The organism is Primorskyibacter sedentarius (assembly GCF_004342065.1).
Classification (GTDB): Bacteria; Pseudomonadota; Alphaproteobacteria; order Rhodobacterales; family Rhodobacteraceae; genus Primorskyibacter; species Primorskyibacter sedentarius.
On record NZ_SLZU01000042.1, the window covers coordinates 1 to 11,880 of the forward strand.

General features: G+C 52.8%; 10 protein-coding genes and 3 pseudogenes. 12 read left to right on the top strand and 1 reads right to left on the bottom strand.

The features are described 5' to 3' along the window. Positions 1–164 precede the first annotated feature (164 nt). Positions 165–302 (top strand): annotated as a pseudogene (locus EDD52_RS24190) (IS6 family transposase); the annotation flags it as partial. A gap of 46 nt (positions 303–348) precedes the next feature. Here the strand turns inward: EDD52_RS24190 and EDD52_RS22680 are convergent. Continuing rightward, entirely contained in the window at positions 349–1,026 is a 678-nt protein-coding gene (locus EDD52_RS22680) for a response regulator (RefSeq protein WP_132248897.1), read from the bottom strand. Between the two features lie 281 nt (positions 1,027–1,307). Between EDD52_RS22680 and EDD52_RS22685 the strand changes: the two genes are divergently transcribed. The 11 genes and pseudogenes from EDD52_RS22685 (at position 1,308) to EDD52_RS22735 (ending at position 11,550) form a co-directional block, all read left to right on the top strand. Then, positions 1,308–2,810 carry an amino acid permease gene (locus tag EDD52_RS22685; RefSeq protein WP_132248898.1) on the top strand — a complete coding sequence of 501 codons (1,503 nt, stop codon included), beginning with the start codon at positions 1,308–1,310 and terminating at the stop codon, positions 2,808–2,810. Positions 2,811–2,880: 70 nt separating this feature from the next. Continuing rightward, entirely contained in the window at positions 2,881–4,287 is a 1,407-nt protein-coding gene (gene gad / locus EDD52_RS22690) for a glutamate decarboxylase (protein WP_132248899.1), read from the top strand. A 117-nt stretch (positions 4,288–4,404) separates the two neighbouring features. Beyond that, positions 4,405–4,818: a hypothetical protein gene (locus tag EDD52_RS22695; protein ID WP_132248900.1), complete on the top strand. Its 414-nt coding sequence runs from the start codon at positions 4,405–4,407 to the stop codon at positions 4,816–4,818. Positions 4,819–4,875: 57 nt separating this feature from the next. Further along, positions 4,876–5,391: a DUF1269 domain-containing protein gene (locus EDD52_RS22700; protein WP_132248901.1), complete on the top strand. Its 516-nt coding sequence runs from the start codon at positions 4,876–4,878 to the stop codon at positions 5,389–5,391. Between the two features lie 101 nt (positions 5,392–5,492). Then, positions 5,493–6,014, top strand: coding sequence for a Dps family protein (locus EDD52_RS22705; RefSeq protein WP_132248902.1), 522 nt, complete (start codon positions 5,493–5,495; stop codon positions 6,012–6,014). An 85-nt stretch (positions 6,015–6,099) separates the two neighbouring features. Then, positions 6,100–6,312, top strand: coding sequence for a hypothetical protein (locus EDD52_RS22710; protein ID WP_132248903.1), 213 nt, complete (start codon positions 6,100–6,102; stop codon positions 6,310–6,312). A 249-nt stretch (positions 6,313–6,561) separates the two neighbouring features. Continuing rightward, positions 6,562–6,846 (top strand): annotated as a pseudogene (locus tag EDD52_RS22715) (cytochrome ubiquinol oxidase subunit I); the annotation flags it as partial. 79 nt (positions 6,847–6,925) lie between these two features. Next, positions 6,926–7,027 (top strand): annotated as a pseudogene (locus tag EDD52_RS22720) (transposase); the annotation flags it as partial. A gap of 93 nt (positions 7,028–7,120) precedes the next feature. Further along, positions 7,121–8,502, top strand: a protein-coding gene (locus EDD52_RS22725; RefSeq protein WP_132248904.1) for an IS3 family transposase whose coding sequence is annotated in 2 segments (ribosomal slippage) — positions 7,121–7,448 and positions 7,448–8,502 — 1,383 coding nt in all. Because the reading frame shifts where the segments join, the coding sequence is not laid out codon by codon here. An 83-nt stretch (positions 8,503–8,585) separates the two neighbouring features. After that, on the top strand, positions 8,586–9,476 hold the full coding sequence (locus tag EDD52_RS22730) for a cytochrome d ubiquinol oxidase subunit II (protein ID WP_207906083.1): 891 nt from the start codon (positions 8,586–8,588) through the stop codon (positions 9,474–9,476). After that, positions 9,460–11,550 (top strand): hybrid sensor histidine kinase/response regulator, encoded by a 2,091-nt coding sequence (locus EDD52_RS22735; RefSeq protein WP_132248905.1) that lies wholly within the window; start codon positions 9,460–9,462, stop codon positions 11,548–11,550. The genes EDD52_RS22730 and EDD52_RS22735 overlap by 17 nt, the downstream gene beginning before the upstream one ends. The last annotated feature ends 330 nt before the right edge of the window (positions 11,551–11,880 follow it).

Sequence of the window (11,880 nt, forward strand, 5' to 3'; positions counted from 1 at the left end):
AGCAGAGGAGGCCTTCTATGCAAACTTGAACGCGGTCGAAAAAGTAGCCTAATCATTGAACCAGAAACTCTCCGGTAAACCCGGGGCGGTTCACAGCTCTGTCTCCTGGGGACTGTTGCGTTAATCGGCTCGCTTGGTCCACCCTATGGCTTTTGAGGTTGATTATGCCGCGCAAAACCCCGTTCAAGCACCACCGCTTTCCCCGTGACATTATACTACGCGCCATCCGTTGGTATCTGCGCTACCCGCTTTCTTATCAGGATGTGGCTGACCTTCTGGCTGAGCGTGGAATTACTGTTGACAGCAAGATCAACGGGAATCGCTACATTCTAGGACGTTTGGCGAACGCTAACTTGAAACGCGGCAGACGTAACCAACGTTGCGTACGGTATTGATGTAGTGTTGGCCGAAGGGCTTATCGATTTTGGTACGCAATCTGCTGATGTGCGTTTCAACAACGGTTGTCTGCGGGTCGAAATTGAAATCCCAAACCTGCTCCAGTAGCACCGTTTTGGTCATGATCCGCCCCTCATTGCGCATCAGTATTTCTAACAAAGCAAACTCTTTGTTCAGCAGCTTAATTACTTGGCCATCCCGTTTTGCAACGCGCATGTGCAAGTCAAGTTCAAGTTTGCCGCAAGTCAGTTTTGTCGTCTCTGCAACAGCGACATGCCGCCGACTGAGTGCGGTAATACGCGCCAACAATTCTGAGAAGTGAAATGGCTTGTCGAGATAGTCATCTCCACCAGCCATCAATCCTTCAACGCGGTCATCGACGTCGATCATGGCTGTCAGAAAAAGAACGGGCGTTTTGATATCTGAACTTCGCAAGGCTTTGACAACGCTTAGTCCGTCGAGTCCCGGCATCGTGCGGTCCAAAATGATTACATCGTAATGCGTGTAAAGACACGCGTTCACCGCATCGCGGCCGTCGTCCACACAGTCAACGCTGTAGCCACTTTGCTCAAGCCCCTTTCGTGTAAATTTTGCTGCGAGCGGGTCGTCTTCAGCAAGCAATATTTTCATGAGAGTCCCACCTAAATCAGCATTCATTTCGCTATCTAGGCCGGTGCTGGTTGGCCCTCACACCTTCCCGCTCACGAGCTGCGAAGCTTAAATAAATGTAAAGTAAGTGGAAAGCAGTCGCAAGTTTAAGCCTCCATCAAGTGGCAACTAGCTGCTTGGCCATCACTGAAAATGATCATCAGCAAACTCATAATCAACACCTCTGCTTGCTGTCCGGCGGCAGAGTCTCCCTTCCAACCGACACTAAACTTTGTCGGAATTTTAACCTCAGGAGAAGAACGATGGCCCAGAAAAGCCCATCACGGCTCAGTGTGATGACACTCGCATTTATGACGGTCGCTGCCGTCGTGAGCCTTAGAGGCTTACCGATGATGGCGACTGAGGGGCTGAGTATGCTCTTTTACATTGGCTTTTGTGTCATCTTCTTTTTAATCCCGGCCTCACTCGTCTCAGCCGAATTGGGCGGAGCCTTCGCCGACCGTAAAGGCGGCATCTACACATGGGTTTCCGAGGCATTCGGATCGCGTTGGGGTTTCGTCGCAATCTGGCTTCAATGGATACAAAATGTCGTTTGGTATCCGACCGTGTTGGCGTTTGCTGCCGGTGCGTTGGCTTACCTGTTCATGAGCCCCGACCTCGCCAATGCGGGTTGGTACAACTTCGCAGTTATCCTAATCGTCTATTGGTCTGCCCACTTTATGACACTGATGGGCGCTGATTTTGCGGCCAAGATGACAAAGTGGTTCATGTTGCTGGGCACAATGCTGCCGGGGGCTCTTATGATTGGTCTTGGGATCCTTTGGGTCGTGCAAGGCAACCCGGTAGAGTTTTTGAAAGCCGCTGACCCAACTGCGACAAGTGTTGCCACTGAACTCGCACACGCTCGCCTGTTCCCACACATCACTGGCCTTAGCACCATTTCCTTCCTTGCTGGTATCATCCTGCTGTTCGCAGGCATCGAGGTTCAAGCCGTTCACGCCAACGATATGGAAAAACCTTCCAAGAATTATCCAAAGGCGATGTTCATGGCGGCGTTTATCATCTTCGCACTGTTCACTCTGGGTTCTTTGGCTGTGGCGACGGTTGTTCCTGCCAAGGACATCAGCCTGACTGCAGGTTTGATGCAGGCGTTCCAAAGCTTGCTCGGTAAGTTTGGGCTAAGTTGGGCGACACCCATTGCCGGGTTGCTGGTAGCGTTCGGTGCCATCGGTGGCGTTATGGCGTGGATCGGCGGTCCAAGCCGCGGATTGCTGCAGACCGCCCAAGAAGGTGAAATCCCTCCCTTCATGGCAAAAACCAACGCCAAAGGTGTGCAGGTTACAATCCTGATGGTTCAGGGCGTTATCGTTAGTGCGCTCGCGACGATCTACCTGCTTTTCAAGGACGTCAGCGTTGCATTCTTCATTCTGTCGGCAATGACAGTCACGCTCTACCTCGTGATGTACATGCTGATGTATGCAGCGGCGATCCGTCTTCGCAAGACACAGCCTGACCTGCCGCGTAGCTACAAGGTGCCCGGTGGTAATGGCGGCATGTGGGCGATTGCGGGCATTGGATTTGCTGCGGTGCTCTTTGCCTTCGTCGTGGGCTTCTTCCCTCCGGCCCAGCTGACCATCGGTAGCCCCGCTATGTATGTCGGCCTTGTTGGTGGCGGTCTGGTTGTCTTCATCGGCCTTCCGCTTCTGATCCACGCCTTCAAAAAGCCGAGTTGGCGTCAAGCCGCCCTCGAGCCGTCTTCAATTGCACCGACTGACCAGACCGTTTCTCCCCCGATCGCCGAATAGGCACGGTCGCGTGCAGGGGCTCCACCATGTGGAGCCCCACCCCAAAGACCAAAAATCGATAGGAAACATCATGGCCCTTCACGACAAGCAAACGAGCAAGCTGCGCAATGATTTGCTCGACGACACATACGCATCGGCTGATCTGCAAGCGGAACTTCCGAAAACGAACTTCCCAGATAGCGAAAAAGAAGCCCGGCATGTCTACAATGCCATTCACGACGAGCTGATGCTCGATGGCAATTCACGCCAGAACCTTGCGACGTTCTGCACGACGTGGCTTGAACCGGAAGTGAAACAGATCATGGCGGAAACCGCCGACAAGAATATGATCGATAAAGACGAATACCCTCAGACCGCCGCAATTGAAGAACGGTGCGTTCATTTGATAGCTGATTTGTGGAACGCGCCTGACAGCGCCAACACCATCGGCACCTCGACCACTGGGTCCAGTGAAGCTGCGATGCTGGGTGGCATGGCGATGAAATGGCGCTGGCGCGATAAACGGCGGGCCGAAGGAAAATCCACCGATAAGCCGAACCTGATTTGCGGTCCGGTGCAGGTCTGCTGGCATAAGTTCTGCCGCTACTGGGACATCGAAATCCGCGAAATTCCGATGGAGGGCGACCGCCTGATTATGACACCGGAAGAGGTGATCAAACGCTGTGACGAGAATACAATCGGCGTTGTGCCAACGCTGGGCGTAACCTTTACCGGCCAGTATGAACCTGTAGCCGATGTGTGCGCGGCGCTTGAAAAATTGCAAGAAGAAACAGGCCTCGATATCCCGGTGCACGTTGACGGCGCGAGTGGTGGTTTTCTGGCCCCATTCTGTGATCCTGACCTGATGTGGGATTTCCGTCTTGATCGCGTTGTTTCGATCAATGCGTCCGGTCACAAATTCGGACTCGCTCCCCTTGGTGTTGGCTGGGTTGTATGGCGCGACAAGGAACATCTGCCCGACGATCTGGTCTTCAAGGTCAACTATCTGGGTGGTGACATGCCAACCTTCGCGCTCAACTTCTCACGTCCCGGCGGCGAAATTATCGCACAATACTACAACTTCATCCGGCTCGGTCGCGAAGGGTATCGCAAGATTCATGAGGCCTGCTACGACACCGCGCAAGCCCTGGCCAACTCGATTGAGAAGCTTGGGCCGTTTGACATCCTTTACAATGGTGATGGCGGTATTCCTGCCCTGTGCTGGTCTTTGAAAAAAGATGCGGACGTTCCCTACACGCTCTTTGACCTTGCCGACAGGCTTCGGACACGCGGCTGGCTTGTACCAGCCTACTCATTGCCGGCTCACCGCGAAGACATGGCGATCCAGCGCATTCTGGTGAAGCACGGTTTTGGTCGTGATATGGCACTGCTGCTGCTCGATGACATGAAGCGTGCGATTGATCATCTGACAGAGCATGCACCGGTTGCCTCGCTCGATGCATCCAGCGCCACGGTACACGACCACAGCGGCAGATAGCTGAATACTGGGTTCCAGATTAACGACTGGAACACACCAACTTTCAAGCAAACCTCTGAAACACAATCCAAATCCACTTCGAACGTGGCTTTGAAAACGAAGAAAGGAAAATCTCCAATGAAAAACGTGGTTAAGTGCGCAATTCTTTCGACTGCAGCGCTGCTCCCATTTTCTGCATTTGCGGCCGCTCTGGACTGTCCAGAAACTGCTGTTGTCTTTGCGGAAACCAATGGATCGAAAGACCCGATATCGCTCAGTGACTTGTCGCAGCAGGTCGGGTCCGCAGAAGGTGACAGCACTACCCTCTATGAGATCGCTGAAGAATTGCGATCAACATATCCCAAGGCAAGCGATGCCGAAGTTTCAGACCTATTGATCACGGGCTACTGCCATTTTCTCAACGCGCAGACCCCGGAAAACACACGGACCGAAGCGGAAGTCATGGCATTCGAACAGGCCGCATACATGGCAGCATTTCGCAACGCACCGCCGCAAGACCATGAACGAAAAGGTTGGTTGTATGGCAACTAACCGAAACCTCGAAACAGATATTAAACGCCCTGGAAGGGCAAACAACGGAGAAAGAGAATGCCAGAACTTATTGTAATCGGATACGACGATGCCGAAGCAGCAGAAGGGGCCCGTTCAGGTCTTTTTGAGATGTCGAAAGAATACCTCGTTGATGTGTCTGACGCGGTCGTCGCGGTCGCTGACGAGAGCGGCAAGATCAAGCTCAACCAAATGGTGAACCTCTGGACCGTTGGAGCAAGTGGCGGTGCATTTTGGGGACTTCTGGTTGGTCTCGTCTTCTTCAACCCATTATTGGGTGTTGCGGTTGGTGCCGCAGCCGGTGGGCTTTCCGGCGCTTTGTCAGACTACGGTATCAATGACAAATTCATGAAGGATGTGTCGTCGATGCTGAAACCGGGGCAAGCGGCGCTCTTTATGATGGTTAGTACAAAGGCATCCGAACGCGTGATCGAAAATCTCGCGCGCCACGGTGGTGAAGTGCTGCGCACCAACCTTGATGCGTCTCACGAACAGCGGGTACGCGATGCTTTTGAGGCGGCACACCAAACCGTAAAAGAGCAGGAAGCCGCATAGACGATGATGTGGTCGGTTTGAGCTAATCGCTTAAGACCAACGCTCAAACCGACCCACTCTGACCATTCCTTGAAACTGCAGCTTATTAAGGACGATAACGCATGACAAATTCTACTCTAAAGTCCCGCCAAGAAGCGCCTTTGAGAACGCCTTCAGACCTTATTGAAGACGCTACCCAAGACATTTCGGCAGCTCTAACCTTGCTGCTTGCAGATAGCTTTGCGCTCTACCTCAAAACGAAAAACTTCCATTGGCATATGTCGGGCCCGCACTTCCGCGATTTTCATCTTATGCTGGATGATCAAGCAGGCCAGATTCTGGCAATGACCGATCCCATGGCAGAACGCGCGCGCAAAATTGGTGGAACTTCCCTTCGCTCGATTGGGCAAGTTTCTCGTCTACAGCGCGTGCTGGACAATGACGCGGACTATGTCACGCCAATAGATATGCTTGCCGAGCTGCGCGACGACAACGCTAATATGGTCAAAAGCATGCGTGCAGTCCACGCAACCTGTGACGAGCATGGTGATGTAGGAACCGCGAGTTTGATCGAGAACTGGATGGACGAAACCGAAACGCGGGTCTGGTTCTTGTTTGAATCTTGCCGCGACGAAAACGCCTGATCACAGCCAGCAGCTAATGCAAAGCGGCGAGGATCACTCGCGCAAGTATTTAAGTCTATTTACGAACCCAATAAAGGAAGCAAAAATGACTAGAATAGTAACCGGAAAATTTAATACTGCTGCCGCGGCGTATAACGCATATGAGGACTTTGTTGGCACCGGTTTCCCGGATGAAAAACTGTTTCATGCCAAGGACTCCACCGAAGTAAAAGTTATCACTTCACTCGAAGGAGAACCTGAAGTCCGTGAGATCCTTGGACGCCACCAGCCGACCGAGGTGTACGAGCATTCAACCTAGCATTGGCAGGGTCACAGCAGTTATGATGCAGCAACCAGCGTATGAAGACCGAAACCGAGAAGAGCATCTGTTTTTTGTGGCATCTTGTCGCGGAGACAACGCTTGATCACAGCTTCCATCTCACGTCAACAAAGAGGATTGCAGCACAGATGTTTAGATCACTTCTAATCGTTTTTGTGGTTCTATCGGTTATCGGTTCGATGGGTTTTGCGATATACTCTTTTGAACTTAAAATCAGGGGTCTCCTATTTGTTTAGCGACCTATCCGCAATTGACGTTGCACGGTTCCAGTTCGCCTTTACGGTTTCGGCGCACATAATCTTTCCTGCCTTTACCATTGGCTTGGCAAGTTTTTTGGCCGTCGTCAACGCACGGTGGTTGTGGACGCGAGATGAAGCCTATCTTCGCCTGTTCGATTATTGGAAAACGATCTTCCCAGTTGTGTTCGGCATGGGCGTCGTGTCTGGCATCGTGATGTCCTATAAATTTGGCACCAATTGGTCCGTCTTTTCAGACAAGGTCGGTCCAGTTATAGTGACCTTCCCCCCCCCCGGTATCCGGGCCATTGCGAACTGGAATGTTCCACCTTTGAATGGACGAAGGAGGAAGACCCATGAAGCGGAAGCGTTTCACAGAAGAACAGAGCATTGGCGTACTGAAGGAGAGCGAGGCTGGCGCGCAGACGGACGACATCTGTCGGCGTCACGGCATCAGCTCGGGACTGTCTGACGTCAGCGCTTATGGGTCCAAATAGGGCAATTTGATAAGAGAGAGTTTCTGGCTCATCGTAATCACTGAGGAGTGGACGATGAGAAAGACAACCAAGAGCCCCGGCGAGAAGATCGTCAAAGACATCAAGCGAGCGACCCGCAAACAGTATTCCTCTGAAGAGAAGATCAGGATCGTCTTGGACGGCTTACGTGGGGAGGACAGCATTGCTGAGCTGTGTCGCCGCGAAGGCATATCACAGGGCATCTATTACAAATGGTCAAAGGATTTCATGGAAGCTGGGAAGCGGCGCTTGGCGGGCGACACAGCGCGTGCGGCCACGACCGATGAAGTCAAGGACCTGCGCCGCGAGGCCCGCGATCTGAAGGAGGTCGTGGCTGAGCAAACGCTTGAATTGCGTCTGCTCAAAAAAAGCATGATCGACGATGGGGGCGACCAAGAATGAGGTATGCTGCATCTGAGAAGCTGGAAATCATCCGGCTGGTCGAAGATAGCCACCTGTCAGCGCGCCAGACACTGGCCAAGCTGGGTATCCCTCGCACCACCTTCTATCGTTGGTATGACCGATACCTTCAGCGTGGTGAGGCCGGATTACAGGATCAATCTCCCAAGCCAAAGCATGTCTGGAACCGGATCCCTGATGAGGTGCGGCGCAAGGTCGTGAAACTGGCACTGAAGGAAACAGAGCTGTCGCCGCGCGAGCTCGCGGTGACGTTCACCGATACAGAAAGCTATTTTGTATCAGAAGCTTCGGTGTATCGCGTTCTGAAGGCGCATGACCTGATCACCAGCCCGGCCTACATCGTGATCAAGGCTGCGAGTGAGTTCAAAGACAAGACGACAGCCATCAACCAGCTTTGGCAGACCGACTTCACCTATATCAAGGTTCTCGGCTGGGGTTGGTTCTACCTCAGCACAGTCCTCGACGATTACAGCCGCTTCATTGTCTCATGGAAACTCTGCACCAACATGCGGGCCGAAGACGTGACTGACACACAGGACTTGGCTCTTCAGGCGTCAGGCTGCGATCAGGTTCACGTCGTTCACAAGCCACGGTTGCTTAGAGACAACGGCTCCAGCTACGTCTCGGGCGATCTGGCTGAGTGGTTGCAGGACAAAGGCATGAAGCACTCACGCGGAGCGCCGTATCATCCCCAGACACAGGGCAAGATCGCCCCCTCTCGGCAGATTGCTTCGCGATCGCCTGCCGGCAATGGATGGCACCAAACCTTGAAGAACCGCATCCTGCTGGAAAACTACTTCCTACCCGGTGATCTGGAAGCCCAGATCGAAGCCTTCGTCGACCATTACAACCATCAGCGGTACCACGAGAGCATCAACAACGTCACACCCGCCGACGTCTACTTCGGGCGTGACAAAGCCATTCTACAACGCCGAGAAAGGATCAAACGAAAAACGCTCGAAGCGCGCCGCTTGCATCACAGGCAACGCGCCGCATAATCAATCTAACCAGATGAGCCAAACTCTCTCTTAGTTTAGGCCCCCTTTGGCCCCAAAAACTCTGCCGACGGACAGGGAAGATCATGAGCCGGAAAAATCCAACATCTGGCGGTTCAAAGTTGGGGAGCAGAGCAATGGCGCTTGGCGCTCTTGTCCAAGGTATCACTACAGAAGGGCGCGCATATGCGGGCGGAAATTGGGATTGGCTGACGCCATTTTCCTCTCTGACGGCGCTCGCTCTGTTGGTGGGCTATGCTATGCTGGGGGCCACATGGTTGATCGTTAAGACCGAAGGCGAAACATTAGAATGCGCAAGCCGCTTTGCGCGACCGTTGGGTGTCGCATTACTTGTTCTGATCGGCGCGATCAGCCTTATAACGCCGCTCCAACAGCCCGAGTACCTGTTGCGGTGGTTCGGCTGGCCGTCTGGTCTTTGGTCGGCCATTGTTCCGGTGCTGCTTGGGTTTACGGTCTGGCAACTCTGGAAGGGTCTGCGCGACGGCGATCACTTCCGGCCGTTCTTGGCGTCCGTTGCGGTGTTTGTGCTTTGTTATGCCGGCCTTGGTATCAGCTTCTATCCCAACCTAGTTCCGCCATCACTGACAATCGCTGCCGCAGCCGCACCGGACTCCTCATTGGCGTTTTTGCTCGTCGGAGCCGCAGTGTTGATCCCTACGATCCTTGCTACACGGCATAATCCTACTGGGTGTTCCGAGGCAAAGTTCGACCAGAGGATGGATACCACCAATGCGGCGATGGGTTTGGTTTGTGGGTCTTTATTTCGTCGGAACCATGACGCTGGGTGGCATCGCATTGCTCATTCGATTGGCATTGTTCTGACACCGCTTTGTGAACGCTCAGCACCAACTGCGATGCTTAAGAAGGCGGAGACCCAAATTTGCGAGGACAGAAATTTACCGAAATTATTTACGACAAACAAATCGGGAAAGGCGTCTTATGCAACCGAACAATAGGGACGAACTCCAAGAGCCAACCGATGGCGACGACACGCTGTCCAAATCATCACAGGACGCTTTGTTGGAAGTAGAAAAGCGGTTCGATGTCCTGCTCGGCCTATCCGCGGATTCATATTGGGAGCAGGATGAGAATTTTCGATATACGAAGGTTCTTGGCAATGGCAGCAACTTCGCTGGGTCGAAGCCTGAAGATTTTTTAGGTAAAACAAGATGGGAACTGCCCGCCCCCGAGGACGATCATACGGATTGGGAGGAGCACGAGGCGATGCTCGCCAGACACGAGATTTTTAGCAATCTTGAGTTCAAAAGAACTGACACGTCAGGAAAGACAATTTGGGTCGCGACCAGTGGTGTTCCAATGTTTGATCCGGTTGGAAATTTCACAGGATATCAAGGAACCAGCCGAAACATCACCGCACGAAAGGCAACGGAAGCTGAACTCAGAGCAAGCGAAGAGCGTCTACAGCTGGCATTCGATGTCGCCAAGATTGGGTTCTTCGAGTTGGACGTGATGACGGATCAACTGACGCTGGAGAACAGGGAATTCAAACTACTCAATCTTCCCGCTGAGAATGCAACAATATCATGGACTTCTTACAAGGAAAACATCCATTCAGATGATGTTGAAAGTGTCAACGAAACGGCAAGATACATCATCGAAAACCGCAGCCCGACCTCTGTTGAATACCGTGTGATAAACCCCGATGGTTCCATTCGTTGGGTTCAGGCAAGCTGCGGCCCGCGAGGCTCAGGTGACGGAGGCGCAATTGCGCAGATCATTGGCGTCAACATCGATATCACGAGGCGCAAAGAAACCGAAATCGCGCTAGATAGAAGTCGACAGGAACTTGCTGACCTTAACCAGACTTTAGAAGACCGGGTGGCAACGCGCACTGCCGAACTTAAATCAGAGGCGGAACAGCACGCACAAACACAGACTATGTTAACGGCGTCTCAGAGACTGGATTCTATCGGCCAACTCGCCGGTGGTATCGCGCACGACTCCAACAACCTGTTGTCGATTATCCTTGGAAACCTTGAACTTGCGGCTTTGAAAGTCACTGACCCCGAAGCGCGTGAGATGATCGAAGATGCGCAGGCGGCCGCAACTTCGGGCGCGGACCTCAACCAACGCTTGCTGGGGTTTGCTCGTAAGCAGAACCTTGCACCTGTGAGACTTCAAGTAGGTGCGCATGTATTGGGCACCGTTCGGTTGCTGGAGCGGACAATTCGTGAAGACGTTCGCATCGTCGCAAAGATCGAGCGGAACATCTGGGACATCGTTGCTGACCCAAGCGAATTAACCAATGCACTGGTCAATCTCGCTGTTAACGCACGTGACGCGATGAGTGACGGAGGATTTCTGCACATCGAAGCGCGCAACTACAAATCAGAGAGCAATGGCGGCCAAAAAGATCGTAGCGCGGACCGCACTGACTACGTTGAAATAGCGGTCACTGATACGGGGGCAGGTATGCCAGCCGACGTTCTCGAAAAGGCCTTTGATCCATTCTTTACAACGAAGGAGCAAGGCAAAGGGACCGGCCTCGGATTGAGCAGTGTTTACGGATTTGCTGAACAATCAAGCGGGTTCATAAAAATCGACAGTCAGGTGGGTGAAGGCACGACAGTACGGATATACCTTCCACGTGCCTTGGAGGCAGACAAACCGAAAACGACGACACAAATATCGACGGAGATATTAGCGGCTGAAGGTGAGCTAATCCTTGTTGTCGAAGACGAGCTTAACGTTCGAGCGACGACGGTCAAACGTCTAGAGCATTTTGGCTATCAAGTGATTGAAGCGTCAACCGGGCTAGAGGCGATCAAGATCCTACAGGACGGGGGCCCGATCAAGCTTGTGTTTAGCGACATAGTCATGCCCGGCGGAATGAATGGCTATCATCTTGCAGAGTGGATGCGCAATCACGTTCCCAACATCAAGATTTTACTCACTTCCGGATATGACGATCCCGATCAGGAAAACGGCAACCACGACTTTCAAGTGCTCCGAAAGCCGCATTCCATGGAAGACCTTGCCCGAGAATTGCGCAATGTCTTGAACAATTGAGTGCAGAGCAGACGCGGCCGTGTACTCACGCAGAACATGAGCCAGAAGTCGGCGCGTCAGTCGAAGCGCTTGAGCGGGAGATACGCGAAATTCGATCTTCCATCATTGAGCTGTCGGCTTGGTCTCAGAACGCGTTGATTCAAAACTAAGTCGGCAGGCAGAGTGTCCGTCGTCAGGGTTTTTGGGACCGATAGCGGCCTAAACTAAGAGAGAGTTTGGCTCATCTGGTCATGTTTGTGAATCGGCATGCGAAGTTGACCCACTTGGGTGGGTTATGAGCGAGTAAAATTGACCCACCTGCCACGTTAGCATCCGCGCAGAATAGCGCGG